Source organism: Arthrobacter sp. AG1021 (assembly GCF_003633665.1).
GTDB classification, from domain to species: domain Bacteria; phylum Actinomycetota; class Actinomycetes; order Actinomycetales; family Micrococcaceae; genus Glutamicibacter; species Glutamicibacter soli.
This window is the reverse complement of sequence record NZ_RBLB01000006.1, coordinates 307,337-332,253: the sequence shown is the minus strand read 5'-3', so window position 1 is coordinate 332,253 and position 24,917 is coordinate 307,337. Positions and strand designations below refer to the sequence as shown.

Annotated in this window: 26 protein-coding genes and 1 pseudogene; 5 read left to right on the top strand and 22 right to left on the bottom strand. The window is 62.6% G+C overall.

Annotated features, from left to right (window positions below; translation table 11 throughout):
* Positions 1–24: 24 nt before the first annotated feature.
* The 7 genes from tsaD to coaA all read right to left on the bottom strand — a co-directional run bounded on the left by tsaD (position 25) and on the right by coaA (position 5,646).
* Complete coding sequence (gene tsaD, locus DFO58_RS01800; protein ID WP_120989142.1) at positions 25–1,098, bottom strand: tRNA (adenosine(37)-N6)-threonylcarbamoyltransferase complex transferase subunit TsaD; 1,074 nt, start codon at positions 1,096–1,098, stop codon at positions 25–27.
* Positions 1,095–1,586, bottom strand: coding sequence for a ribosomal protein S18-alanine N-acetyltransferase (gene rimI, locus DFO58_RS01795; protein WP_047119640.1), 492 nt, complete (start codon positions 1,584–1,586; stop codon positions 1,095–1,097). Before rimI ends, tsaD begins: the two co-directional genes overlap by 4 nt.
* Entirely contained in the window at positions 1,583–2,275 is a 693-nt protein-coding gene (gene tsaB, locus DFO58_RS01790; RefSeq protein WP_113607423.1) for a tRNA (adenosine(37)-N6)-threonylcarbamoyltransferase complex dimerization subunit type 1 TsaB, read from the bottom strand. The genes rimI and tsaB overlap by 4 nt, the downstream gene beginning before the upstream one ends.
* Entirely contained in the window at positions 2,268–2,843 is a 576-nt protein-coding gene (gene tsaE / locus DFO58_RS01785; protein ID WP_120989141.1) for a tRNA (adenosine(37)-N6)-threonylcarbamoyltransferase complex ATPase subunit type 1 TsaE, read from the bottom strand. Before tsaE ends, tsaB begins: the two co-directional genes overlap by 8 nt.
* Positions 2,836–3,993: an alanine racemase gene (alr, locus tag DFO58_RS01780; RefSeq protein ID WP_286163492.1), complete on the bottom strand. Its 1,158-nt coding sequence runs from the start codon at positions 3,991–3,993 to the stop codon at positions 2,836–2,838. Before alr ends, tsaE begins: the two co-directional genes overlap by 8 nt.
* Before the next feature lie 199 nt (positions 3,994–4,192).
* Positions 4,193–4,591, bottom strand: coding sequence for a large conductance mechanosensitive channel protein MscL (mscL, locus tag DFO58_RS01775; protein ID WP_047119643.1), 399 nt, complete (start codon positions 4,589–4,591; stop codon positions 4,193–4,195).
* Between the two features lie 95 nt (positions 4,592–4,686).
* Positions 4,687–5,646, bottom strand: a complete 960-nt coding sequence (coaA, locus tag DFO58_RS01770; protein ID WP_082124065.1) for a type I pantothenate kinase — start codon at positions 5,644–5,646, stop codon at positions 4,687–4,689.
* Positions 5,647–5,815: 169 nt separating this feature from the next.
* Between coaA and glmS the strand changes: the two genes are divergently transcribed.
* The 3 genes from glmS to DFO58_RS01755 all read left to right on the top strand — a co-directional run bounded on the left by glmS (position 5,816) and on the right by DFO58_RS01755 (position 9,731).
* Positions 5,816–7,687 (top strand): glutamine--fructose-6-phosphate transaminase (isomerizing), encoded by a 1,872-nt coding sequence (glmS, locus tag DFO58_RS01765; protein ID WP_047119644.1) that lies wholly within the window; start codon positions 5,816–5,818, stop codon positions 7,685–7,687.
* A 97-nt stretch (positions 7,688–7,784) separates the two neighbouring features.
* Positions 7,785–8,138: a holo-ACP synthase gene (locus DFO58_RS01760; protein WP_120989139.1), complete on the top strand. Its 354-nt coding sequence runs from the start codon at positions 7,785–7,787 to the stop codon at positions 8,136–8,138.
* Positions 8,139–8,282: 144 nt separating this feature from the next.
* Positions 8,283–9,731, top strand: coding sequence for an NAD(P)H-hydrate dehydratase (locus DFO58_RS01755; protein WP_183043080.1), 1,449 nt, complete (start codon positions 8,283–8,285; stop codon positions 9,729–9,731).
* Between the two features lie 15 nt (positions 9,732–9,746).
* On the opposite strand, the gene DFO58_RS01750 is transcribed toward DFO58_RS01755, so the two are convergent.
* A complete protein-coding gene (locus DFO58_RS01750) occupies positions 9,747–10,922 on the bottom strand; it encodes a glycosyltransferase (RefSeq protein WP_220668519.1) in 1,176 nt (391 codons plus the stop codon).
* Positions 10,923–11,016: 94 nt separating this feature from the next.
* On the opposite strand from DFO58_RS01750, the gene DFO58_RS01745 reads away from it, so the two are divergent.
* Positions 11,017–11,880, top strand: a complete 864-nt coding sequence (locus DFO58_RS01745) for a glycosyltransferase (RefSeq protein ID WP_120989137.1) — start codon at positions 11,017–11,019, stop codon at positions 11,878–11,880.
* A gap of 5 nt (positions 11,881–11,885) precedes the next feature.
* On the opposite strand, the gene DFO58_RS01740 is transcribed toward DFO58_RS01745, so the two are convergent.
* The 7 genes from DFO58_RS01740 to truA form a co-directional block, all read right to left on the bottom strand.
* Positions 11,886–12,959, bottom strand: a complete 1,074-nt coding sequence (locus DFO58_RS01740) for a glycosyltransferase (RefSeq protein ID WP_120989136.1) — start codon at positions 12,957–12,959, stop codon at positions 11,886–11,888.
* A complete protein-coding gene (locus DFO58_RS01735) occupies positions 12,956–14,086 on the bottom strand; it encodes a glycosyltransferase (RefSeq protein ID WP_052772432.1) in 1,131 nt (376 codons plus the stop codon). The genes DFO58_RS01740 and DFO58_RS01735 overlap by 4 nt, the downstream gene beginning before the upstream one ends.
* A 381-nt stretch (positions 14,087–14,467) precedes the next feature.
* The gene (locus DFO58_RS01730; RefSeq protein WP_286163412.1) at positions 14,468–15,862 is read right to left on the bottom strand and encodes a UDP-glucose/GDP-mannose dehydrogenase family protein; all 1,395 of its coding nucleotides are present in this window, start codon (positions 15,860–15,862) and stop codon (positions 14,468–14,470) included.
* Between the two features lie 163 nt (positions 15,863–16,025).
* A complete protein-coding gene (gene glmM, locus DFO58_RS01725; protein WP_120989134.1) occupies positions 16,026–17,375 on the bottom strand; it encodes a phosphoglucosamine mutase in 1,350 nt (449 codons plus the stop codon).
* 173 nt (positions 17,376–17,548) lie between these two features.
* On the bottom strand, positions 17,549–18,049 hold the full coding sequence (gene rpsI, locus DFO58_RS01720; protein WP_047119652.1) for a 30S ribosomal protein S9: 501 nt from the start codon (positions 18,047–18,049) through the stop codon (positions 17,549–17,551).
* Between the two features lie 38 nt (positions 18,050–18,087).
* Positions 18,088–18,531 carry a 50S ribosomal protein L13 gene (gene rplM / locus DFO58_RS01715; protein ID WP_047119653.1) on the bottom strand — a complete coding sequence of 148 codons (444 nt, stop codon included), beginning with the start codon at positions 18,529–18,531 and terminating at the stop codon, positions 18,088–18,090.
* Positions 18,532–18,829: 298 nt separating this feature from the next.
* Positions 18,830–19,714 carry a tRNA pseudouridine(38-40) synthase TruA gene (truA, locus tag DFO58_RS01710; protein ID WP_286163491.1) on the bottom strand — a complete coding sequence of 295 codons (885 nt, stop codon included), beginning with the start codon at positions 19,712–19,714 and terminating at the stop codon, positions 18,830–18,832.
* 307 nt (positions 19,715–20,021) lie between these two features.
* Between truA and DFO58_RS01705 the strand changes: the two genes are divergently transcribed.
* Positions 20,022–20,456, top strand: coding sequence for a hypothetical protein (locus DFO58_RS01705; protein ID WP_120989133.1), 435 nt, complete (start codon positions 20,022–20,024; stop codon positions 20,454–20,456).
* Between the two features lie 197 nt (positions 20,457–20,653).
* Here the strand turns inward: DFO58_RS01705 and rplQ are convergent.
* The 7 genes and pseudogenes from rplQ to map form a co-directional block, all read right to left on the bottom strand.
* A pseudogene (gene rplQ / locus DFO58_RS01700) lies at positions 20,654–21,082 on the bottom strand (50S ribosomal protein L17); the annotation flags it as partial.
* A gap of 83 nt (positions 21,083–21,165) precedes the next feature.
* Positions 21,166–22,167, bottom strand: coding sequence for a DNA-directed RNA polymerase subunit alpha (locus DFO58_RS01695; RefSeq protein WP_047119656.1), 1,002 nt, complete (start codon positions 22,165–22,167; stop codon positions 21,166–21,168).
* A gap of 168 nt (positions 22,168–22,335) precedes the next feature.
* Positions 22,336–22,737 (bottom strand): 30S ribosomal protein S11, encoded by a 402-nt coding sequence (rpsK, locus tag DFO58_RS01690; RefSeq protein ID WP_022874114.1) that lies wholly within the window; start codon positions 22,735–22,737, stop codon positions 22,336–22,338.
* A 43-nt stretch (positions 22,738–22,780) separates the two neighbouring features.
* Positions 22,781–23,155, bottom strand: coding sequence for a 30S ribosomal protein S13 (gene rpsM, locus DFO58_RS01685; protein ID WP_047119657.1), 375 nt, complete (start codon positions 23,153–23,155; stop codon positions 22,781–22,783).
* Positions 23,156–23,304: 149 nt separating this feature from the next.
* Positions 23,305–23,418, bottom strand: coding sequence for a 50S ribosomal protein L36 (rpmJ, locus tag DFO58_RS01680; RefSeq protein ID WP_071894985.1), 114 nt, complete (start codon positions 23,416–23,418; stop codon positions 23,305–23,307).
* Between the two features lie 125 nt (positions 23,419–23,543).
* Entirely contained in the window at positions 23,544–23,765 is a 222-nt protein-coding gene (gene infA, locus DFO58_RS01675) for a translation initiation factor IF-1 (protein ID WP_047119658.1), read from the bottom strand.
* Positions 23,766–23,989: 224 nt separating this feature from the next.
* Entirely contained in the window at positions 23,990–24,823 is an 834-nt protein-coding gene (gene map, locus DFO58_RS01670; protein ID WP_047119659.1) for a type I methionyl aminopeptidase, read from the bottom strand.
* Positions 24,824–24,917 lie beyond the last annotated feature (94 nt).

The following is a 24,917-nucleotide window of genomic DNA, read 5'->3' as shown; positions in this document are numbered from 1 at the left end:
CTAGCAATCCTGATGTGTTACTGCTTAGCGGGACAGCACGATCTGCGTCACCGGTTGCGATGAATCAGTAGCAAAGTCCAGTCCTGAAGGTTCAACACCGTCAGCAACTAATTGCGCACCAAGACCAGCAACCATTCCACCGTTGTCCGTGCATAGGCTAAATGGCGGTACAACCAACGCGATGCCAGCGGATGCGCACCGGGCCGCCAGCAGTTCACGCAGTCGCGTATTTGCAGCCACTCCCCCGCCCAGCAGCACCGTAGTGAGGTTGTTTTCCTTCATGGCACGCACTGCCTTGGCGGTGATCACGTCCACCACAGCTTCTTGGAAAGAAGCGGCGATGTCAGCGACCGGGATCGGCTCCCCTGCGGCTTCAAAGTGCTCCACACAACGTGCTACCGCGGTCTTGAGTCCGGAGAACGAGAAGTTGTTGCGGTGCTTGCCTGGATTCTCGGCGCTGCCGACGAACTTCGGCAGCGAGAGGCCGCGTGGGAATCGGAATGCCTTGCGGTCGCCGTCCTTGGCGGCCTTGTCGATGGCCGGACCACCTGGATAGCCGAGGCCTAGCAATCGGGCGACCTTGTCATAGGCTTCACCGGCGGCGTCGTCAATGGTCGAGCCCAGCAGGTGCACGTCGTTGGTCAGCGAGGTGACTTTCAGGATCTCGGTATGGCCTCCGGATACCAGCAGTGCGCCAAAGGTAGGGGGCAATACGGTGCCTTCTAGCACGCCGACACCTACGTGGGCGACCAAGTGGTTGATGCCATACAGCGGCTTGCCCGTGGCCAGCGCCAACGCCTTGGCGGCAGAGACGCCGACCATGAGAGCTCCGGCGAGCCCGGGACCGCTCGTGACGGCGATTGCGTCGATGTCATCCAGCGTCAGCTCCGCGGCGTCCAGCGCCTGTTGCAGGGTAGGTACGAAGGCTTCCAGATGGGCGCGGGCGGCGATCTCCGGGATCACGCCGCCGAAGCGCACGTGTTCGTCCATGGAGCTGGAGACGGCGTTGGCCAGCAGCTGGGTGCCGCGCACAATTCCGACGCCGGTTTCATCGCAGGAGGATTCGATTCCCAGTACTACCGGTTCTTTCGTGCTCATGCGGTGGGTTCCTCGTTTTTCTGCGTACGTTTTTCCTGCAGGGCATCCAGCTGCAGTCTCATGATCAGTGCGTCCACGCCGCCCTTGTAGTAGCGCTCTCGCCGGTGGATGGTGGTGAATCCCAGGGATTCATACAGTGCAATGGCGGTGGGGTTGTCGAAGCGGACTTCCAGCATGACATCCAGCGCCTTGGACTCCCGAGCTGTGTCGATCAACAGGTTCATGAGCTTCCTGCCCAGTCCCTGTCCCTGGTACGCCGGATCAATGCCGATGGTCTGCACATCGCTGATGGGCAGCACGGTGCACAATCCCGCGTAGCCGATGATCCGGCCTTGGTCTTCGTAAACCCAGTAGTTGCGGGTTTCGTGCTGAGCCAGCTCGGATTCGAAGGCGGCGACCGGCCAGGCATCCTCGGGAAACAGCCGGGTTTCCAGCTGGTGCACCGCGGGGATGTCGGCGCTGGTCATGGAGCGCAAGTTCACGCTCATGCCGTGGCTTCCTTGGCCTCGGCCTGCTTCATGAATGCCGGCACCTGGGCATCGGATTCGCGCAGGTACTGCGGCGCGGTGTTGGAAAGGTCCTTCCCGGCTGCCAGTTCCTTAAGCCCATGCTTAGCCAGGTACGCGGACTCGGCGATCCATTCGAAGGACTCGGGCTGCGGGGCGGCGCCGGCTTCTCGCAGGGCGTCTTCGTAGATTCCAGCGCCCACGCCGTACACCGGCAATGCGGGCAGGGTGGCTGCCGCGGCCACGTGCGGGCCATCCGTCAAGGCGCCCTGGCGGTTGTACCTGGCCCAGTACACTTCCTTGCGGCGGGCGTCCGAGGCGACGATAAACTCGTCGGGCACCTCGTCCAGTTCCAGCACCCGTTCGGCGAGCGCATGCAGCGACATGACACCGTGCACCGGGACCTGCCAGACGAAGCCGAAGGTGCGCGCGGCGACCAGCCCTACGCGCAGGCCGGTGAACGGGCCCGGTCCGACGCCCACGATGATGCCTGCCAATTCGGGGCCCTGCTGGTCGTGGCCGGCCATCAGGTCGCGGACGTAGCCGGCCAGGGTTTCGGTCTGGTCGTTGCCCTTGGGCGAGGTGCGGGTGGCGATGACGGCTCCGGTGTCGGCATCGATCAGTGCGACCGAGGCGTGGGCGGAGGTGTCGATGGACAGGTAGTTAGGCATGTAGTTCTCCGGTGTGCACGGCGTTTAGCAGCGTGCTCTTCAGATGTTCGAAAGCTGGTTCGCCCCAGCGCGGGCCGATGGCCTTGAGGGTGAACAGACGTGGTTCGTCCAGGTCCGCTTCTTCTTCCCACGGATTCACGGTCTGCTCTTCAGTTGCGGCGAGCGTTTCGCGGTCCAGCTGCAGTTCCAGTCGGGAGTCGGTCAGGTGCTCGACCTTACCCAGTCCCCACTCGACCACGGTGACCGATTCGGGCAGCGTGGATTCCAGGTCAAGAGTGTCCACGTCATTCTGGTCCTTGAGCCGGTAGGCGTCTACGTGGATCAGCCCGGGGCCTTCGACCAGTGAGGGATGCCGGCGGGCAAGCACGAAGGTCGGGGAGATGATTCCCTCGCGGACTTTCAAGCCCACCCCCAGCGATTGGGTCAGGGTGGTTTTTCCCGCGCCCAGTGCGCCGGTGAGGATGACCAGGTCCCCTGCCTGCAACTGGGTGCCCAGTGCGGTGCCCAGCGCCTCGGTGGCGTCGAGGTTGTTCAACTGTACGGTGAATTCCTTGGTCGTCTCACTCACCGGCTTCTCCCCAGCTGCCCTGGATGTAGTAGCGCGGCACGCGCGGCGAGATGCGGGTGACCACCTCATAGTTGATGGTGTTCGCGGCGTAGGCCCAGGTGTTGACGCTCTGGCCACCCTCGCCGAAGATCACTGCCTCGACGCCCAGGAAGTCCGCCGGGTCCACGTCCGGGCCCAGGTCGATGACGCACTGGTCCATGGCGATGCGGCCGCGCACCGGGTAGCTCTTGCCGTTGATGGTCACCGGCGCTCCGGTAGCGATGCGCGGTAGGCCATCGGCGTAGCCGAGCGGGATCAGGCCCAGATAGGTTTCCGCGGTGGTGTGGTAGCTCAGCCCGTAGGAGACGCCTTGGTTGAGGGGGACCTTCTTGACGTTGGCCACGCGGGTCACCAGCTTCATGGCAGGGCGTAGGCCGAAGGAGCCAGGAGTTTCATTCTCGAAGGGACTCAGGCCGTAGAGGCCCAGACCGAGTCGCACCAGCTCGTGGTGCGAGTCCGGGCGGGAGAGGATGCCCGGGGTGTTGGCGATGTGGCGCACTTCCAGGTCGAAGCCCGCGGCTTCCACCAGCGCGATGGCTTCGTCGAAGACGGCCAGCTGCATGTCGGTTTCTGGGCGCTCTGGTTCATCGGCCACGGCCAGGTGGGAGAAGATGCCGACCACGCGCAGCAGTCCGGCTTCCTGGTATTCGCTGGCACGCTGCAGCAGGCCCGGGAGGTCTGCCATGGTGGAGCCGTTGCGGCCGAGCCCGGTGTCCACCTTCAGGTGAATGCGTGCGGGGGCCTGAAGTCGTTGGGCGGCCGCGGCGATGGCGTCCAGATCCCAGCCTGAGACTCCGAGGTCGATGCCGGCCGCGATGGCGTCGTCGAAGGGTGTGTCGTGGGTGTGGAGCCAAGCGAGCATCGGTGCTTCAATCCCGGCTTTCCGCAGTGCTAAAGCTTCGGTGACGTGAGCGCAGCCAACCCAGCCGGCGCCGGCTTCCAGCGCCGCGGTAGCGACCTGCAGTGCGCCATGCCCATAACCGTCCGCCTTGACTACGGCCATAACCGCGGCCGGGGCGACGAGGTCGACTACCTGCTTGACGTTGTTGCGGATTGCGGAGAGGTCAATGACTGCCCGGCGTTCCCACGGGGAGAAAGCAGGAGTCGCCAGTCCGGCAGAATTGTTGCTTTGCTCAAGTGCTTCAGAGTTCACCCTTCCATCTTCCCACTTTTCGGCCTCTCATGCCGTCACCTCCCCTGCGCGCTCCGCCACAGCAGCCTGTGGCGTTAAATTCGTGGGGCGGGCCGGTTGACCCGGAGGTCTGGCGGCCCGCCCCTGAAAGCGAGTGATGATGATAAAGCTGGAGTTGTTAGCGCAGAGACTTGATCTCGTCGCGGATCTGCTCCAGCAGGGCCAGCTGCGGATCCGGCTCGGCTTCTTCCTCTTCCTCGGTGATGCCGCGGCGGCGGTTGAGCATCTCGGTGGCCTTGTTCATTGGCATGACCAGCGCGAAGTAGACTGCGGCGGCGATCAGCAGGAAGTTGACCAAGGCGGTAATGAATACACCGAGCTTGATTTCGACACCATTAATGGTGAAGAGCAGGAAGGCGTCGAAGTTCGGGGAGCCGACCAGAGCTGCGATCAACGGCATCAGCACGTTGTCGACCAGCGCGGTCACTACGGCGCCGAATGCGGCACCGATCACCACGGCAACGGCCAGATCGACAACGTTGCCTTTCATAATAAAATCGCGGAAACCCTTAAGCATGGTTCGAGCTTACACAGCAATTTCCCAGTACAACAGGATTTCGGACACCCGAATTCGACCTGTTCGACAAAATCACACGTACTGTTTAGGGTTCATTAGATCTTTCGCAACAGCATTCGGCGTACCGAATGATCGGCCGCCTTGCGCAGCACCAGCTGGGCTCGGCCCCGGGTGGGCAGCACGTTTTCCTTGAGGTTCGGAGCATTGATCCGGGACCAGATGTCATGGGCGGTGGCGCGCGCTTCTTCATCGGTCAGCTTCGCGTACCGGTGGAAGTAGGATGCCGGATCCGAGAAGGCGCCCGAGCGCAGCTTCATGAAGCGGCGGATGTACCATTCCTCGATGTACTGGGTCTTGGCATCCACGTAGACACTGAAGTCGAAGAAGTCGCTCAGCGCCAAACCCACAGTTCCATCGGAACGGGTCCGTGCCGGCTGGAGCACGTTCAGGCCTTCCACAATCAACACCTGCGGCGAGCGCACGTACTGGCGCTGGCCGGGAATGATGTCATAGGTCAGATGCGAGTACACCGGTGCGCTGACTTCCGGGACCCCGGATTTCACCGCGGAGACGAAACGCAGCAGTGCGCGGCGGTCGTAGGATTCCGGGAAGCCCTTGCGCTGCATGATGCCGCGGCGCTCAAGCTCCGCATTGGAATACAGGAAACCGTCGGTGGTGATCAACTGGACGTCAGGGGTCTCGGGCCAGCGGCGCAGCATCTCGCGCAGCACGCGCGCGGTGGTCGACTTTCCTACCGCCACGGAACCGGCCACTCCGATCACGAACGGGGTCTGGCGGGTTTGTTCCCCCAAGAAGGTCGTGGTGGCCCGATGGGTTGCACCAGCCCCTTCTACATATAAGGAAAGCAGGCGACTGAGTGGAAGGTATACGTCACGCACTTCCTGCAGGTCCAGGGTGTCGCCCAGGCCGCGCAGGCGCTCGATGTCGTCCTGGTTCAGCGGCTGTTCCATCTGGTTGGAAAGCCGCGCCCAAGTTTCACGTTCGAGGTCTACGAAAGGCGTAACTGTTGATTCGAGTGTGTCGTGTGGTTCCACGAGGACAAATTCTGCCAACAAGTAGTGCCACAACCCAAATAACTCCGATTTAACACTCAGTCTTGCTTGGCCAAAACAACGCGCGCAGGTGACCTATCGCACAGTGTTTTTTGAGTGCTCTGCCACGATTAGTTCCATCGTTTGGCCGTGAGCCGGTAGTCTTTTTTCCATGTGCGGAATTGTAGGATATGCAGGAACCTCAAGCGCGAACGCCGACCACGGCGCCCTTGACGTTCTGATTGAAGGCTTGCGCCGATTGGAATACCGAGGTTACGACTCGGCCGGTGTGGCAGTCGTTGCTGACGGCGCTATTCATTCCAGGAAGAAAGCCGGCAAGCTGGTCAACCTGGAGAACGAAATTGCTCAGGCACCACTACCGGAGTCTGTGACCGGCATCGGCCACACCCGTTGGGCCACCCACGGCGGTCCAAGCGACGGAAACGCCCACCCACACCTCGCCGACGGCGGCAAGCTGGCAATGATCCACAACGGCATCATTGAGAACTTCGCCGGCATCAAGGCCGAGCTCCTCGCCGACGGCGTCGAGTTCCTTTCCGAGACCGATACCGAAGTTGCAGCAGCCCTGCTGGGCAAGATGTACTCCAACGGTGCCGACGGCGATTTGACCAAGGCCATGCAGCTTGCAGTACAGCGCCTCGAAGGCGCCTTCACCCTGCTGGCAGTCCACCAGGACCACCCGGGTGTTGTCGTGGCGGCACGCCGCAACTCCCCGCTGGTGCTGGGCCTGGGCGACGGCGAGAACTTCCTGGGATCCGACGTTTCCGGCTTCATCGACTTCACCCGTCGTGCGGTGGAACTGGGCCAGGACCAGATCGTGACCATCACCCCGGAGAGCCACTCCATCACCGACTTCGACGGCAATCCTGCCGAAGGCAAGGAATTCACCGTCGACTGGGACGCAGCCAGCGCAGAGAAGGGCGGCTTCCCATCCTTCATGGAGAAGGAAATCTTCGACCAGCCTGCCGCCGTGGCAGACACCCTGCTGGGCCGCTCCGACGCCGAGGGCCGCCTGACCCTGGACGAGCTGCGCATCGACGCCGAAGACCTGACCAAGATCAACAAGATCGTGGTGCTTGCCTGCGGTACCAGCGCCTACGCCGGCCAGGTCGCCAAGTACGCCATCGAGTCCTGGTGCCGTATCCCGGTGGAGGTGGAGCTCTCCCACGAGTTCCGCTACCGCGAGCCAATCGTGGACAAGAAGACCCTGATCGTTTCGATCTCCCAGTCGGGCGAAACCATGGACACCCTGATGGCGGTGCGCTACGCCAAGGAGCAGGGCGCCAAGACCATGTCCATCTGCAACACCAACGGATCCACCATCCCGCGTGAATCCGATGCGGTGCTGTACACCCACGCAGGTCCCGAGATCGCGGTGGCTTCCACCAAGGCGTTCCTGGCTCAGATCACCGCCACCTACCTGCTGGGCCTGTACCTGGCGCAGCTGCGCGGCAACCTGTTCTCCGGCCAGATCAAGGACATCCTGGCAGACCTGGGCAAGATCCCGGCCAAGATCCAGGACATCCTGGACCGCAGCGGCGAGATCAAGGAACTAGCCCGCTCCATGGCCGATGCGTCCTCCGTGCTGTTCTTGGGCCGCCACGTCGGCTACCCGGTCGCCATGGAAGGCGCGCTGAAGCTCAAGGAGATCGCGTACATCCACGCCGAGGGCTTCGCCGCCGGCGAGCTGAAGCACGGCCCGATCGCCCTGATCGACGACGGCCAGCCGGTCTTCGTGGTGGTTCCGTCCCCACGCGGCCGCGACTCGCTGCACTCCAAGGTTGTTTCCAACATCCAGGAAGTCCGCGCCCGAGGCGCCAAGACCCTGGTCATCGCGGAAGACGGCGACGACGCGGTCAAGGACTTCTCCGAGTTCGTGTTCTATGTTCCGGAGACCCCGACCCTGCTGATGCCGCTGCTGGCCACCGTGCCGCTGCAGATCTTCGCCTGCGAGCTGGCTACCGCCAAGGGCTTCGATGTCGACCAGCCACGCAACCTGGCCAAGTCGGTGACCGTGGAGTAATCCACCGGTTTCCATGCCATTAACTGCGGGTGTCCTCATGATGGGAGGGCGCCCGCAGTTTTATTGCCTCGCCGACGGACTGGATAAACTGGAAGGCATGATTGCTGGAATTGGCGTAGACATTGTCGACGTGCCGCGCTTCGGGCGGCAGCTGGAAAAGACACCACGACTGCACGACCGGCTGTTCACCGAGGTTGAGCGAGGGCTCCCGCTGCGCTCCCTGGCCGCACGCTTCGCAGCCAAAGAAGCCGTCGCCAAGGCCCTCGGGGCTCCAGCGGGAATGAACTGGCAGGACTGCAGCATCCTCAAGGACGAAGCCGGCGATCCGCAGATCCACGTCACCGGCACCGTGGCGGAAGCCAGCAGGCACCGGGGCATCACCTCATGGCATCTGACCATGTCCCACGACGGAGACATGGCCATTGCCATGGTTGTCGCCGAACGCGCATAACCCGCTTTACGACACGAAGGCGAATAAAACCAGCGTTGCAGGTAAAGGATGAGTATTGTTTGACTTATGATCCCCGTCTACAGTCTTGCCCAGGTTCGTTCGGTAGAAGCGCAGGAGATTTCACGTCGGTCTGACACCGCCTTGATGAAACAGGCAGCGAGCGCGCTGGCGGCCGAAGCCGTGGACATGCTCGGCGAGCAGCCGGTCGCTCCTGGCACTCTGGTGGTCGGCCTGATTGGCCCGGGCAACAACGGCGGAGACGGACTCTATGCCCTGTCCCAGCTGGAAGACCAAGGTTATGCAACTGCCGCGCTGCAGTGCGCCTCGTCGGTGCATTCCGAAGCACTGTCCGTCTACGAATCGGCTGGCGGACGGATCCAGCCGCTTTCCAAGGGCACCGAGACTCTCAGCAAGGCAACCCTGATCATCGACGCGCTGTACGGACTTGGCTACCGTTCCGGGGCGGAACTGCCTCTGATTCCACGGAATTCACGTGTGCTGGCCTGCGATCTGCCTTCCGGCCTGGACCCTGAAACCGGCGTCGCGGATGACAAGGTGCTGCTGGCCGAACGGACCGTCACTTTCGGTGCGATGAAGTCGGGCCTGCTGACCGGCGACGGGCCGCTGGCCACAGGGGACATTACCGTGGTTCCGCTGGATTTCGATTTCACCGGCCAAGCGCCCCAGACGAACCTCGTCGACAATCAAGCGGCCTTGGAGCTGCTTGACGCCCACCGCTCTTGGCGTGATGCCGGGCGCCACAAGTACCAGCGGGGCGTGCTCGGCCTGATCGCAGGCTCGTCGCTGTATCCGGGAGCCGCGCAGCTGACCGCCCGGGCAGCGGTGAATTGCGGCATCGGTCTGCTGCGCACCCATGTGCCCGAAGACGTCGCGGCCCTGCTGGCCGTGGCAGTTCCCGAAACCGTTCCGCTGGACGATGACCAGATCCGGGAAGCGCTCTCCTCGGCCCGCCGGTACGTGCACGGGCGCGGTGCCAAGATCTCGGCTTGGGCCATCGGGCCCGGCCTGGACAGCCGCACTCCCCCGACCGGCGCGATCGCCGAGGTCTTCGCCAGCCGCCAGCCAGCCGTCATCGACGCTTCGGGTCTGGAGCTCGTGCCCGCTGGCCCCAGCGAACAGCCACGTGTGCTGACTCCGCACGCCAAGGAACTGCGGATGCTGCTGCGCCGGGCCGGCGTGACCGTCACCATCGAGGAGATCGCGGCGGCTCCAATCCGCTGGACTCGCTGGGCGGCGCTGGCCTACAACGCAGTTGTCCTGCTCAAGGGGCCGACCAACTACATTGTGGCTCCGGACGGCAGCAGCTTGGTGGTCAGCCATACCGCCCCGCAGCTCGCCACAGCTGGCAGCGGCGACGTGCTAACCGGCATCCTGGGCTACTTGCTCTCGGACAGCTCGCTGACCGGCGTGAACGGCGTGCAGACCGTCTCCAACCGCCGCATGATGGAACTGGCCGCGTGCGCTGCCGTCATCCACGGAGAGGCCGGCCGGGCCGCGGCTGCCTGTGGAACCGTCAACGCGTCGCGCCTCATCGAGCTGCTGCCCGGAGTCATGAAGCGTTTCGGGTTCTAGCTTCCCGATGTCCTGCTACCGTCCGGACGCGGTTTGCCCTTGGCGTGCCTCCGGTTCCGTAGGCTGACCGACCCCGCGGGAACCCATCAGGGATCGGTAGAGCCGCAGGTGGGCTTCGGCCAGGGCCTCGCGTTGCTCACGGCGTCCTTGTGCGTCCATCCCCGGAACGTACGGCAGGGAAAGCTGGCGTTGGAGCGCGTGGCGCAATGAGTCCGCGTCTGCCTGCTCGCCGTCCCAGCGGTAGCTGGCCACGGAGGCGTCCTGATCCGAGTAGTAGCCGCAGTCAGGGGCGATGACTGCCGTGCCCGCGTCCAGTGCGGCTTCAAGCCATCCGGAGTGCGTGCCGTAGCGGTACGGCAGGACATTCACGTCGAGACTGCCGAAATAGTCGAACAATTCAGTTTCGCTAAAGTACTCGTGCGCCACGAGATCCCAGCGCCCAGCGTCATGACCTGCCGCGAGGAACTCGGCGAGCGCTGGGAGGTATTCCTTGTTCTGCGGGTCCACCACTTGCCGGTGGATGTTGACCTGCAGCTTGCAGCCGGGCAGGTCCTCCACGATCTGCGCCAACGGCTCGATCACCTGCTCCGACAAGTTGCGACGCATCTCCTTTAGGTGCACCCCGATCCTGCGGCCCCGCTGGCTATCGCCGCGTGACTGCGCCCGCTGCTCCCGAAGCCGGTCCATGGTCGAGAAGTCGATCACGTGCGGATGCGGCAAGACGTAGCAGCTGCGCCCCCAGCGTTGCGAGATCTCGTCCGCCGCGCCTTGGGTCAAGGTGATCAGTGCATCGGCCGCCGGGATCAGCACCTCCAGCAGCGCCTCATGCGCGTTGGGATCCGGCTGGTGGGGGTTGATCAGGTCATGCACGGTGTACACCAGAGGCTTGCCGGCAGCTCGAAGCTCGGCTACCGTCTGCCGGAGCGTTTGCGGATCCAGGGCATCGAAACCGAAATGCACGTGCATCAGATCAAAGCTGCCGCTGTTCTTCCGGATCCAGTCCGGTTCGAGCATGCGCGGCGGCCACCAGGCGGATTGCTGGCTTCGCGGTCCCCCAGCGGGTTCCGGATCCTGCAAGCGCCGCACCAAGCCAGCCCCCTCCGCGTCGGGCAGCTCGAGATGGCGGATGTAGACCTGGCTGTAGGGCACGGAGGCTACGCGGATCCGCGTGGGGATCTTCTGTGAACTCACGGTTTCTCCTGCGGGGATCGTGGTGGGACGGCTACGTTGGAAGGCGGAAGCATCACGTGAGCGCGCTGCCCCGCCAGCGTGGAAAGGTTGGAAGATGGCTCTGGATTTCTCGGTTCTGGTAATTGCCCACCAACGGCACGGGCACCTGCAACGCCTGCTTGACGGGGTGAATCGCAGCGCCCTTCAGCCGGCGGAAATCATCGTCGCCTACATGGACGAGCCCGACCCGGAACCCGTTGAATCCGCAGTGCCGGTGACCTCCGTGCACGTGGCGTCGTATCCTGGGGAACAGGGACTGCCGTTGGCGCGAGCCCGGAACCATGCCGCCAAGCACGCGCACAGCCGGTACCTTGTGTTTCTGGACGTGGACTGCATTCCTGCCCCTGGCACCTTCGGAATCCTGCTTGACTGGCTCCGCCGGCAACCAGTGCTCGCCATGGCCGAGCCGCGATACCTCGCCCAGCCCCTGGACCCCGGGCCTACCCCGGACGCCGAGGAGCTGACCCGGCGTTCCACACCGCACCATTTGCGGGCCGAACTGCCCATGGATACGCCCTGCGAGCGCCATGAAATGTTCTGGTCGCTGGGATTCGGGATCCGCGCCGAGGACTTCATTCGCCTGGACGGTTTCTCGACCGGTTATGCCGGCTACGGTGCGGAGGACACGGATTTCGGCTTCAAAGCCAGTGCTTTGGGCTTGCCGGTGGTATTCACGCCGGGTACCGTATTCCACCAGCATCATGGGGTGGTCAAGCCCCCGCTGAACCATTTCGCCGACATCATCCAGAATGCACGCACTTTCCGAGCTACCTGGCATGGCTGGCCGATGTCCGGTTGGCTCCGGGCTTTCGAAGAGCGCGGCCTGGTCGCTTGGGATCCCCAGGGCGAAGACCTGACGATTCTGCGCCACCCGAGTGCTGAAGAGATCCGCGCCGCGCACAGCATGGATGCCTACTAGCCAGGTCATGACTCGCACAGACTGGAGAACATGCGCCGCAACCCTGCGGTGAACTCGTCCTGGCTGACAAGCAGCGTCCGAGCCAGGGCTGATCCGTCCCTGCCTGCGACCTTGGCCAGTGTCCCCTCCCAGTCCACCGGTTCGTCCCAGGACTCCAGCATGGCGCATCCCCCGGCTTCATGCAGCATGCGGGCAAAAACTGCCTGCTCCGCATGAGGCCGTTCTTCGGGGATCAGCATGGTGGGCCGCTTGCTGGCGGCCGCCGCGGCGACGGCATTGTGGCCCGAGGAGGAAATGACCACGTCTGCGGCATCCAGCCATTGCTCCGGATGCTCGACCGTGCCGTGCAGCCGCAGGTTCTCCGGCAATCTGTCAGTTGCCCCGTGGACGGATCCAATGACCTCCCAACTCCAGCTCGGGCTGCGGACCGCGGCCTTCACGAGCCTTGAGGAGTCCACCGAGGCGGCCAGCGAGGTCTGGACGACTACACGCCGTGTGCCCTCGCAGTCTTGGGCGGGAGCTCGGACCGAAGCCCGGGTTGCGACGGGTCGAGCAGCATGCGGCGCAGGAGTACCCAGATAGAAGCTCTTCTGCGCGTAGGAATCACGGTGCAAGGGCTCCTCGAGGTGCTGCGGATAATACGCAAAGAGGGCATCTGCGAGATCGTAGGCCATGCGATGCGGGCGGTCCGTACGGACCCCGGGCATCCTGCGCAGCGCCACGCGATACCCGCTCAGCCGGGCGAAGAGCGCCACTTCGACCGATACGTCCACCATCACCAGATCGGGTCCAAAGGCTTTCCATCCCGCGTTCAGCGCGGCGAAGCGTTCCACGATTGGCTTTCCGGTCGGGGCATAGTGCAAATGGCCGCTGGTTGGGGCAAAGTGCAGCTGGCTTGATCCCTCGTCCGCTTCCAGCGGCACGTACTGCACGTTGTCCGCGAAGAGTTTTCGGGATGCAGTCCCGGTGCTGGCCACTTGCAGCTCCGCGAGCCCGGTGGCGGCCAACCGCTGGGCATGGCGCAAATGTCCGGATCCCATGTGGTGCGCATAGTAGGAAATTCGTGGTTTGCGGTTCATTGCACCCGTCCCAGGCTCTGGGCCGCGTGGAGGTCGTAGAGGGCTTCCTCGTAGGAACGGATCATCTGGTCCCGGGAGAACTGGGCGGCACGCTGCAGCACGTCGGTGCGGCGCAAGCCCACTGCCTGGCGGATAGCGTTCGCGAGTCCTGCCTCGTCCGCCGTGCACGCCACGACCCCACCGGACGCGCCGATCAGCTCGGCCATCGCACCGTTCGGAGTCGCCGCTACCGGGGTGCCGCAGGCCATGGCCTCCAGTGTTGTCAGGCCGAAGGGCTCCTCCCACAGCGGCGACGAGATGAAGACCTGAGCGGAGGCGATGACCTCCCTCAGTTGGTCCTGGCCGAGGTGTCCCATGTAGCGGACCTTGTCATCCAAGGACGGGCGGATGAGCGATTCGTAGTACTCGGGGTCCTGGATGGGTCCGGCAAGGCGCAGCCGCAGGCCATTGGCCCGGGCAGCAGCGATGGCCAGATGGGTACCTTTCTCAGGCGTGATGCGACCAGTCCATGCCGCGGTGCCGGGGACTATGCGGTCCTTCCTGCCCGGCTCCCATCTGCGCAGGTCAATGCCGTTCGGGATTACGGCCAGATCAGGGATCCATGCTCTCCAGGCGCGTGCGTTACTGTGCGACACAGTGGCATAGCGATGGCCGTGGGGCCGCTCGGGGCGGGTGGCCAACACCGCAGTGATGCGCGGCAAGGGAGGAGTATGGAGCAGATGCAACGTGGGGATCCCGTCAAGCTGCTCATGGGGAATGGGGCTCAGGGAATTATTGATCACCACATCAAAGGCTCCAGCACGGACAGCTGAAATCGCCGAGGACATGGCCCCGTCGAGCCGCCGGTGCTGTTCGTCCCGATGGTCCTCGTCCGGATAGCCCCGCACCTGGTAATCCGCCGGAAGCACCGCCTGCACGCGGCCGCGTGAATTGCGTCCGAAGTGCGCACTGCCTGCCTTGGCGAATAGCGTCACCTCGTGGCCCCGAGCGCACAGGTCGGCCACCACATGGGAAGTATGCGCTTCCATCCCGCCCGCGAACGGAGGCCTTATCGGATGGTGCAGGTGGGCAAGCACCGCGATCCGCAATGGATCCATCGAGGGCCGCGTTTCGAAACGTTCGTACATTGAGGCCTTCCAGGGGGCTAGCGACGAGTGATGGTTATCAACCGCACCGTAACCCTTTGGAAGCGAACCGCACCGTGGGTTGAGTGAATTTCACAGCTGGCACCGAGATTCACCCCGTGCCCGCGAAGCCGATCCAGGGTTTTCCCGGAGATCTCGCGAATCCTCGAATAGTTTCCTGAAGAGCCGTCCTGGCGTTCCCAGGCCTCCTGGACGCAGCTGGGTCTTGGCGTCCATATCCAGTCCGGCAGTTGCGCCGCCTTTCCATGCTCACCGAAGGGTCGGTCTGCCACCGCTGCCGGACGTGCCCAGAAATCGGGCCATCTATCTGGCCATCCGGACACGAAAATGGCCGCCCCTACGGGACGGCCGTATTCGGAAAGGCTACGCCGGGTGGGAGACCTGGAGCGGTAGTTGCGCGGTACCGGGCGCCAAGTTCACCACCTCGAAATGCTCCCCCGGACCGGTGATGGTCCAGCCCGCTGCGCGCCAGGCCTGGCGGTCCAGCACATTACGTCCATCGATCAGCGCTCGGGTGGACACCACCTCTCCCAGTTCCGTTGGATCCAGATCCCGGAACTCCTGCCATTCGGTGAGCAGCAGCACGATATCGGTGTCCTTGGCGGCTTCCTGCCAGGAGTCCACGTAGTGCAGGCGCGGAAAGCGTCCGGCGGCGTTCTTGTTGCCCTGCGGGTCGTAGACCGAGACGTCGGCGCCGGCATTGTAGAGGCGCACGGCGATGTCCAAGGCCGGTGAATCGCGCACGTCGTCGCTGTCCGGCTTGAAGGTCACGCCCAGCACGCAGATGTGCTTGCCCGCCAGCTCGTTGCCCAGCATGCTGGATGCCAGAGACACCACGCGGTCGCGGCGGCGCAGGTTGATCTGGTCCACTTCGGCGAGGAAGCCCATGGTGTGGCTCAGGCCGAGCTCGGAGACGCGCGCCTGCAGCGCGCGGATATCCTTGGGCAGGCAGCCGCCGCCGAAGCCCACACCGGCATTCAGGAACCGGCGCCCGATGCGGCTGTCGTGGCCGATGGCATCGGCCAGGGTCTTGATGTCCCCGCCCACGGTTTCGGTCACTTCCGCGAAGGCGTTGATGAAGGAGATCTTGGTGGCGAGAAATGCGTTGGCGGCGACCTTGACCAGTTCGGCGGTCTCGAGGTCCGTCACGATCTCGGGGGTGCCCAGCTCCAGGATCGGGGCATAGACCTCGCGGATCTTGCGCAGTCCGAATCCGTGAGGTTCCGTGTCGCTCAGGCCGTAGACCAGACGGTCGGGAGTCAAGGTGTCCTTGACTGCGAAGCCCTCGCGGAGAAACTCAGGGTTCCATGCCAGGGTGATCTCGCTGCCGGGCAATGCGTTGGCCGCGATGCGCTCCGTCAGGCGGCGTGCCGTGCCGACGGGGACCGTGGATTTGCCGACGATCAGCGCCTGACCGGTGATGTGCTCCAGCAGGCTGTCCACCGCCCCGTCAACGTAGCTCATGTCCGCTGACTGGGAATCGGCGCGCTGCGGTGTTCCCACGGTGATGAAGTGGATGTCCGCAGCGGCCGCGGCCTCAGCGTAGGAATCGGTGAAGCGCAGCCGGCCGCTGGCCACATGCTTGCGCAGCAGCTCCGGAAGGCCCGGTTCATGGAAGGGGAGGATCCCGGAGGCCAGGGCCGTGAGCTTGGACGCGTCGACGTCGAGGCCGATGACTTCATATCCAAGTTCAGCCATGCAGGCCGCGTGGGTGGCTCCCAGATAACCGGTACCGATAACGCTGATGCGTAGAGTCACGACTCCCCTTCTTTCGTCCATGGCTCAAAGCCAGGCGGGGCCTGGCATTGAATTCTCTTTTCAGCATGCCACATCCCCGCAGTGTGTGCCCTTGGGGCACACGCTACGGGGATGTGAGAATTTACTGCAGATTTACTTGGGGCTTGGCCAAATCAGCCGAGTATTAACCGAGTGACAGGTGTTCGGAAACTGAAGCTGCCAGTGCCTCAGCTTCGGCCTGCGCCTGCTCATGTGTGGCGGCCTCGACCATTACGCGGACTACCGGCTCGGTACCCGAGGGACGAAGCAGCACACGGCCGGTGGAGCCCAGGCGGGCTTCGGCGGCTTCGATGTCCATCTGCAGCGGCTCGCAGTCCGGCACTCCGGCCTTGTCCACGCCGCGCACGTTGATGAGCACCTGCGGCAGCACGGTCAGCACCGAGGCGAGTTCCTTCAGGGACTTGCCGGTGGCCTTGATCCGGGCCGCGATGTTCAGGCCGGTCAGCACGCCGTCACCGGTGGTGGCGTACTTGCTGAAGATCACGTGGCCGGACTGCTCGCCGCCCAGCGAGTAGTCGCCTTCCTGCATGCCTTCCAGCACGTAGCGGTCGCCCACGCCGGTCTGCTTCACGGTGATGCCTGCGGCCTCCATGGCCAGCTTCAGGCCGAGGTTGCTCATCACTGTGGCGACCAGGGTGTCGTCCTTCAGCTCGCCGCGTTCCTTAAGCGCAATGGCCATGATGGCCATGATCTGGTCGCCGTCGACAATGGTGCCTTCGTGGTCCACTGCCAGGCAGCGGTCCGCGTCGCCGTCGTGTGCGATGCCCAGGTCTGCGTTGTTTTCCAGCACGGCGGCCTGCAGCTTATCCAAGTGGGTGGAGCCGTAGCCGTCGTTGATGTTGATGCCGTCCGGCTCTGCGCCGATCACGATAACCTGGGCGCCAGCAGCCTTAAAAACCTCCGGCGAGCAACCGGACGCTGCGCCGTGGGCGCAGTCCAGGACGACCTTCAGGCCGTCCAGGCGGTTAGGCAGGGACTGCAGCAGATGGACGATGTAGCGGTCCTCGGCGTCGGCGAAGCGCGAGACGCGTCCGACTTCGCCGCCGACAGGACGCGGCTTGGGCATCTTCAGGCACGCCTCGATAGCGTCTTCCAGGGAGTCGTCGAGCTTCTTGCCGCCACGGGCCAGGAACTTGATGCCGTTGTCCGGAGCGGCGTTGTGGGATGCAGAGATCATCACGCCGAAGTCTGCGTCCAGGTCGCCGACCAGGAAGGCGGCGGCCGGGGTGGGAAGCGTGCCTGCGTCCTTGACGTCGACGCCGGAGGCGGCCAGACCCGCTTCGATTGCGGCAGAGAGGAAGTCGCCGCTGATACGCGGATCCTTCGCTACCACAGCGACTGGTTTGTGCCCGTCCTCAGGCTGGCTCAAACCCAAAACCACCGAAGCCGCCTGCGCGAGTTCCATCGCCAGCTCGGGGGTTAACAATTCGTTTGCTTTTCCTCGGACCCCATCGGTCCCAAATAACCTTGCCATCGTTATCAATCATAGGCCCTGCGCTTCGATTTACCGGTCTTGCAAGGTGCCCTGGCAGGCACCAATTGCGAAGAATTGGCGCAATGAGGCACTGTTCACCTGTTGCTTAAAGGCCAACGGCCCCACAATCCCCGAAGGGTTGTGGAGCCGTTGGATAAACCTCGAAGTAAGGTTTAGCGCTTCGAGAACTGCGAAGCCTTGCGGGCCTTCTTCAGACCAGCCTTCTTGCGCTCGATGACGCGTGCGTCGCGGGTCAGGTAACCGGCCTTCTTCAGGGTTGGGCGGTTAGCGTCGCGGTCGATCTCGTTCAGTGCACGGGCGATGCCCAGGCGCAGTGCGCCAGCCTGACCGGAAATGCCGCCGCCGTGGATGCGGGCGATAACGTCGTATGCGCCTTCCAGACCCAGAACCTTGAAAGGCTCGTTGACATCCTGCTGGTGCAGCTTGTTCGGGAAGAAGTCGTCCAGTTCGCGACCGTTGACGGTCCACTTGCCGGAGCCTGGAATCAGGCGGACGCGGGCGATGGCCTGCTTGCGACGGCCAACTGCTCCACCTGGAACGGTCAGCGGAGCACGCTCGGTCTCGGCCACAACGGTCGAGGCAGCGGTCTCGGTGGTGTAAGACGAAGGGGTCTCGCCTTCGAATTCAGTGGTTTCTTCAGCGTTCTGAGCCACGATAATCTCCTATTAAGTGTTTGTTGTCGGGGCCAGGACTACTGAGCGACCTGGGTGATTTCCAGTGCCTTTGGAGCCTGAGCAGCGTGTGGGTGCTCGGCGCCGCGGTAAACCTTCAGCTTGGACATCTGAACAGCAGACAGCTTGTTCTTAGGGATCATGCCGCGAACGGCCTTCTCAACAGCCAGCACTGGGTTCTTTTCCAGCAGGTCGGCGTAGTTCATGCTCTTCAGGCCGCCCGGGAAGCCCGAGTGGCGGTAAGCGCGCTTGTTCTGCAGCTTCTTGCCGGTCAGAGCAACCTTTTCGGCGTTGATGATGATGACGTGGTCGCCCATGTCCATGTGTGGAGCATAGGTTGGCTTATGCTTGCCGCGCAGCAGGGTTGCGGTCTGAACGGCGAGGCGGCCGAGCACTACATCGGTGGCGTCGATGACGTACCACTGACGAGTCTGATCAGCCGGCTTTGGGGTGTACGTACGCACAGTAATTGCCTTACGTTGATTCGTTTCTGGTCAAACAGTCGCTTGGCCGAAGGCGGTGAGATCCCCCGGTGACGAGCACTGTCGTGTTGTTCTTGTGTTTGGACCAGTACGTCAGGTGAGGACTGATATAGACCGGCCGTCCAGAGATGTTCGCGCGCCCAGCAGACCAGCGACTATGCAACTAAGCCGTCACGCTTGGGCGTGTAGTGTCGAACGTGGACATACACAACTCATAAGAGTTTATCTGATTAAAGCCTTTCCGGCCAAAAATGTTCAGTGCGGGTGAGTAAGAACACCCTTAATCGGCGCGGTTTTCGGGGCTTTGGCTCACTGCTGCGCCCAGCGTATCCACGTCGTGGTCTTCGCGCTTGGCACGGGTCTGCAGCGCCCGCGCAGCCAACTGGTCGGCGTTCGGGTAGTAGACCTCTTCAAGCACCAGCGCCCGGGGGTGAGCCAGCTTGGTTTTTGAATCGCGGACCATCTCTTCGAGACGGCTTGCCAGGAAGCCCGGTTGCTCCCGCCCATCGCCCACCATCATGGCAGCGCCGATCAGGGCCCTGACCATGTTGTGGCAGAAGGCGTCTGCCTTAAGGTGGGCGAGGATGACTCCGTCCTCGGTACGGGTGAAACTGAATTCCTGCAGCGTGCGGATGGTTGTCGCATCGGGGCGGGGTTTGCAGTAGGTCAGGAAGTCGTGGCGTCCCAGCACGGTCTGCGCCTCGCGGTTCATCGCTTCGACATCCAACGGTTCGCGATGCCAGGTCGTCAGGTGGCGGGTCAGCGGATCCCAGCGCTCGATACCATCGGCAATCCGGTAGGAATAGCGGCGGGCCAGCGCGGAGAACCGGGCGTCGAAGCCGTCCGGGGCAACTTCGGCCTCATGCACCCACACGGCACCATCCTGGCGACCCAGAATGCCATTGATGCGGCGCACCAGCGCAGGTCCAGGGGCCAAGGGAGAGCGGCGCGGCAGGCCGTCGAATTCTTCCTGGGTCAGGTCCAGGTGGACCACCTGGCGCCGGGCATGCACCCCTGCGTCGGTGCGGCCGGCAACTACCACGCGAACGCGCCGGCGAATCAGCGTCTCAAGCGCTTCTTCAACAAGCTGCTGGACGCCGGTGACATTGGGCTGGCGAGCCCACCCGTTGTAGGCGGCGCCGTCATATCCGAGGACCATGCGCATCCGGATCCACGCCGGGGTGCGGGTCTCCCCCACGGCCACGGTTCCCAATGGGTCAATGATTTCAGACTGCGCACTCATGAATACCATTATGCGCAGTGGCTTTTCATCTCGCCGAATCCGGTGGCCGGACTCACCCAACTCCTCGTGTGCGCGTGCAAGTGATCCTCAACGTCCGTCCCACAACGGAGCGCACCGCTTGACGACGAAATACTATAATGAAAGTTTTTATCACCTGTAGATTAATTAGGTAATGAGAGCTCAACCCTCGGCCGGGCTCTTTATCCCCATCACTACGCGAGGAAACCACATGCTGAAGAAGATCGCTGCTTGCGCCGCAGTTCTAGCCGTTTCAATCACTGCATTAACCGGCTGCAGCGGAAAGCTCTCTACCGAGGAAACCTGCACCTACCTCAACGACAAGGCCGCCGAGCAGAACCTGAATCAGAAGATGAAGGAAGTAAGCACCGCGCTAATCAGCGGCGACACGGCCAAGTTCAAGGACACCACCACCGAAGCGGCTTCCCTCCTGCAAGATGTCGCGGACAGGACATCAGACGACAAGCTTGCTGACGCCCTGAAGCTCTCGGCAGACATGACCCATAAAATGGCGGAGGCCATGGCAGCCGACGGCCTCAGCCTGATGGACATGGCCGACAGGCTGGAAGAATTCGATACCCCGGAGCTGACAGCGGCAGAGGAGTACATGAATACTGCCTGCCCGAGCATGCCAGCCTTGGACTAATGGCAATCCATTCATCTCATAAACCTTCAGAGAGCTACCCCGGGATCCAGTTTCGAATAACCGTACTGCGCGCGAGCTGACCAGCTGTCGAGAATAAAGAAAAATCCCCGGAATACCGATCAGGTATTCCGGGGATTCTTGACGCTTCAAGCGCCGAAGATGCTAAGCGCTAGGGCTTAGGCCTCTTCGGTAGCTTCAGCAGCCTTCTCGGTAGCCTTAGTGGCTTCCTTGACGACAGCCTGCTTTGGCGAAACTGGCTCCATCACGAGCTCGATAACAGCCATAGGAGCGTTGTCGCCCTTGCGGTTACCGATCTTGGTGATGCGGGTGTAGCCACCGTTGCGGTCGGCCATGGCTGGTGCGATGTTCTCGAACAGTTCGTGAACGATCGACTTGTTGGTGCGCGAACGCGAAGCGATCACGGACTGGACGCGACGACGCGAAGCCAGGTCTCCGCGCTTTGCGAAGGTGATCAGGCGCTCTGCGTGTGGACGCAGACGCTTGGCGCGGGTCAGGGTGGTGGTGATCTTCTTGTTCTCGAAGAGCTGTGCCGACATGTTAGCGAAGATCAGTCGCTCATGTGCTGCACTGCCGCCGAGACGCGGACCCTTGGTAGGGGTAGGCATTGTGGTTCTCCTAGATGAATAACCCGTTCCGTACGATTAGGCCGTATGGACGGATGAAGTAGTGTGTCGCGAGACTCAGGTCTTTACAGACCCTCGTCGTAGTCGTCGCCATCATCGATGGCGCTACGAGCGGCCAGATCGAAGCCTGGAGGGGAATCCTTCAGGGCCAGACCCAGTTCAACAAGCTTGGCCTTGACTTCGTCAATGGACTTCGCACCGAAGTTACGGATATCCATCAGGTCAGCCTCGGAGCGAGTGACAAGTTCACCCACAGAGTGGATGCCCTCACGCTTCAAGCAGTTGTACGAACGAACGGTGAGTTCCAGATCCTCAATCGGCAGTGCCATGTCGGCAGCCAGGGCTGCGTCGGTTGGCGATGGGCCGATTTCGATACCCTCGGCTGCAGTGTTCAGTTCGCGGAACAAACCGAACAGTTCAACCAGGGTGGTTCCTGCGGATGCAACTGCATCGCGCGGGGTGATCGATTCCTTGGTCTCCACGTCGACGATCAAGCGATCGAAGTCGGTGCGCTGCTCAACACGGGTAGCTTCCACGCGGAAGGTCACCTTCAGCACCGGGGAGTAGATCGAATCCACAGGGATACGACCGATCTCGCCATCAGCGCTCTTGTTCTGCGAGGCAGACACGTAACCGCGGCCGCGCTCAATGGTCAGTTCCATGTCGAACTTGCCATTGGCGTTTAGGGTCGCGATGTGCAGATCAGGGTTGTGGAACTCCACACCGGCTGGCGGGGTGATGTCCGCTGCGGTGACGACGCCTGGTCCCTGCTTGCGCAGGTAGGCGACGACTGGCTCGTCGTGCTCGGAAGACACGGATAGGTTCTTGATGTTCAGAACCAGTTCGGTGACGTCTTCCTTGACACCGGCTACGGTGGTGAACTCGTGCAGCACGCCGTCGATACGAATGCTGGTGACGGATGCACCAGGAATCGAGGACAGCAGGGTGCGGCGGAGCGAGTTACCAAGGGTGTAACCAAAGCCTGGCTCCAGCGGTTCGATAACGAAACGGGAGCGGTTTTCGGCAACTACTTCTTCGGTCAGGGTTGGGCGCTGCGTAATGAGCACTTACATTTCCTTTCAGCGAGCGTCCGCTATATGACGCCTCACGGGGGTGGAAACGACGGTAGCCTGAGGTGGCCGTTCGTCTTTTTGCAGGCTTATAAGTCCAAGATAGTCACCGGAGCACTCAGACGAATGCTTCGGTGACTTCTCAGGCTTAGCCTAGCGAATCAATTAGACGCGGCGACGCTTCGATGGGCGGCAACCGTTGTGTGCGCTTGGGGAAACATCCTGGATGGATCCAACCTCAAGGCCAGCAGCCTGCAGCGAACGGATCGCGGTTTCGCGTCCCGAGCCCGGGCCCTTGACGAAAACGTCAACCTTGCGCATGCCGTGCTCCTGCGCACGCTTGGCAGCGGCTTCAGCAGCCATCTGGGCAGCGTACGGGGTCGACTTACGCGAGCCCTTCATGCCTACCTCGCCGGCCGAAGCCCACGAGATCACAGCGCCAGTCGGATCGGTGATCGAAACGATGGTGTTGTTGAAGGTGCTCTTGATATGCGCCTGTCCCTGGGCGATATTCTTTTTGTCCTTGCGACGCGGCTTACGTACCGCTCCACGAGTCTTTGGGGGCATTTCTTCTCCTACGAAAAAGGTTTTTGAACTAGACCGCTAAGATTTAGCGAGTCTTCTTCTTACCGGCTACGGTGCGCTTCGGGCCCTTGCGGGTACGAGCGTTGGTCTTGGTGCGCTGACCGCGGACCGGCAGGCCCTTACGGTGACGAAGACCTTCGTAGGATCCGATTTCAACCTTGCGGCGGATGTCAGCCTGAACCTCTCGGCGCAGGTCACCTTCCACCTTGTAGGTGCCTTCGATGAAGTCACGAAGCTGAACGAGCTCAGCGTCGGTGAGATCCTTCACGCGGGTATCCGGGGAGATCCCGGTTGCTGCGATGGTCTCTTCTGCACGGGTCTTGCCCACGCCGTAGATGTAAGTCAGCGCGATGATTACGCGCTTCTCGCGTGGGATGTCCACGCCTGCTAAACGAGCCAAGTGGCTACCTTTCAACCAACGGAGGTCTGGAGCAGCACCTTCCGCGAGTGTCCTCGCGGCCCCGGCCTCCGAATCCGGGGGTGTACGGCAACCTGGGTTGCCGCGGTACTGCCTATATGACTACGCGTGGGAAATCCCGAAAAACGGAATTAGCCCTGACGCTGCTTGTGGCGTGGGTTCTCGCAGATCACCATGACGCGACCATTGCGGCGAATCACCTTGCACTTGTCGCAGATCGGCTTCACGCTAGGGTTAACCTTCAAGGGTTTACTCCTCTTGCGGTTGCAGTTAAATGTGGAGCAGTAAAAAGCTTATCCAAGAACATTGCTCTAGCGGGCGCTTTGCGATGAATCGCACAACGTCCGCCAGGAAAGTCCAAGAGTGCTGTTTACTTGTAGCGGTAAACGATACGGCCTCGGTTGAGGTCGTATGGGCTCATTTCAACCTGCACTCGGTCCTCTGGGAGGATTCGAATGTAGTGCTGACGCATCTTACCCGAGATAGTGGCGAGCACCACGTGTCCATTCGGCAGCTCCACGCGGAACATCGCGTTCGGCAGCGCTTCGGTCACAGTGCCCTCTACCTGGATGACACCTTCCTTCTTGCCCATTTTCCCCGCTAACTTTGGTTGCCTTGGTTTCCCTCGGCAAGTAATTGGTTCTGGTTCGCGACCGGTGCAACCCCAACCTAAGGTTTTGGGCGCACTTAAATAACGAACCAACAGACAACACTACGCCATCACCACGGCCTTCGCCAATTCGGACCGTGTTTTAAACTGTTAGATCCAGCACTCCGCGTGGACGCGGAGTGCTGGATCTTCAGTGGACAGGTACCCTATGGGCGGATTGGCGACGGGGTCACGCCGAACGGCGCCAGGCCGGCCTCTCCCCCGTCATGGGCCGAGAGTACCCAGACGCCGCCCATGGTGAAGGCGACGGTGTGCTCCCACTGCGAGGCGTTGGACTTGTCGTTGGTGACCACGGTCCAGTCGTCCTCAAGCACCGAGGTCTCGATGCCGCCGCGCACCAGCATCGGCTCGATGGCTAGGGCCATGCCCGGCTTGATGCGCGGACCACGGTGGCCGGAGTTGTAGTTCAGTACGTCCGGAGCCATGTGCATCTCGGAGCCGATGCCGTGGCCGCAGTAGTCTTCCAAGATGCCCAGCTCGTCGCCCGGCTGGCTGGTCACGAAGTCGTCGATGGCGGTGCCAATCTGGCCGATGAAGCGGGCCTTGGCCGCGGCGGCGATGCCTGCCCACATGGCCTGCTCGGTGATGTCGCTCAGGCGCTGGTCTGCCGGGTCGATGTTCTTGCCCACCAGCACGGTGCGCGCCGAGTCCGAATGCCAGCCGTCCACAATGGCGCCGCCGTCGATCTTCAGCACGTCACCGTCCTTCAGCTCGTAGTCCGACGGGAAGCCGTGCACGACCTCGTGGTTGACCGAGGCGCAGATATTGGCCGGGAACCCGTGGTAGCCGAGGAAGTTGCTGGTGGCTCCGTGGCGCTCCAGCACCTTGGCGAAGACCTTGTCAACGGCGGCGGTGGTGATGCCCGGGCGTGCCATGGCGACGGCCTCATCCAGCGCCTCGGCCAGCACCAGGCCGGCTTCGCGCATCTTCAGGATTTCCGAGTTGGATTTGTACTCAATTCGCGGCTGTCCAAGTGCCAAGGTAACTCCCCTAGGTGTTCACGGGTTGCTCGCCGCCGGCGGTTGCCGGCGTCGGTGCGAGCCTTCAGTCTGTAAAATCACGCAGGGACCGTGC

Excerpts from the sequence above, each read along its gene's own strand:
- truA (WP_286163491.1), bottom strand. The coding sequence starts at position 19,714 with ATGCGCATGGTCCTCGGATATGACGGCGCCGCCTACAACGGGTGGGCT.
- rpsK (WP_022874114.1), bottom strand. The coding sequence starts at position 22,737 with ATGCCCCCAAAGACTCGTGGAGCGGTACGTAAGCCGCGTCGCAAGGAC.
- DFO58_RS01755 (WP_183043080.1), top strand. The coding sequence starts at position 8,283 with ATGAAACAGGCAGCGAGCGCGCTGGCGGCCGAAGCCGTGGACATGCTC.
- infA (WP_047119658.1), bottom strand. The coding sequence starts at position 23,765 with ATGGGCAAGAAGGAAGGTGTCATCCAGGTAGAGGGCACTGTGACCGAA.
- DFO58_RS01705 (WP_120989133.1), top strand. The coding sequence starts at position 20,022 with ATGCTGAAGAAGATCGCTGCTTGCGCCGCAGTTCTAGCCGTTTCAATC.
- tsaB (WP_113607423.1), bottom strand. The coding sequence starts at position 2,275 with ATGCCTAACTACCTGTCCATCGACACCTCCGCCCACGCCTCGGTCGCA.
- rimI (WP_047119640.1), bottom strand. The coding sequence starts at position 1,586 with ATGAGCGTGAACTTGCGCTCCATGACCAGCGCCGACATCCCCGCGGTG.
- glmS (WP_047119644.1), top strand. The coding sequence starts at position 5,816 with ATGTGCGGAATTGTAGGATATGCAGGAACCTCAAGCGCGAACGCCGAC.
- glmM (WP_120989134.1), bottom strand. The coding sequence starts at position 17,375 with ATGGCAAGGTTATTTGGGACCGATGGGGTCCGAGGAAAAGCAAACGAA.
- tsaD (WP_120989142.1), bottom strand. The coding sequence starts at position 1,098 with ATGAGCACGAAAGAACCGGTAGTACTGGGAATCGAATCCTCCTGCGAT.
- DFO58_RS01745 (WP_120989137.1), top strand. The coding sequence starts at position 11,017 with ATGGCTCTGGATTTCTCGGTTCTGGTAATTGCCCACCAACGGCACGGG.
- DFO58_RS01760 (WP_120989139.1), top strand. The coding sequence starts at position 7,785 with ATGATTGCTGGAATTGGCGTAGACATTGTCGACGTGCCGCGCTTCGGG.
- DFO58_RS01740 (WP_120989136.1), bottom strand. The coding sequence starts at position 12,959 with ATGAACCGCAAACCACGAATTTCCTACTATGCGCACCACATGGGATCC.
- DFO58_RS01735 (WP_052772432.1), bottom strand. The coding sequence starts at position 14,086 with ATGTACGAACGTTTCGAAACGCGGCCCTCGATGGATCCATTGCGGATC.
- mscL (WP_047119643.1), bottom strand. The coding sequence starts at position 4,591 with ATGCTTAAGGGTTTCCGCGATTTTATTATGAAAGGCAACGTTGTCGAT.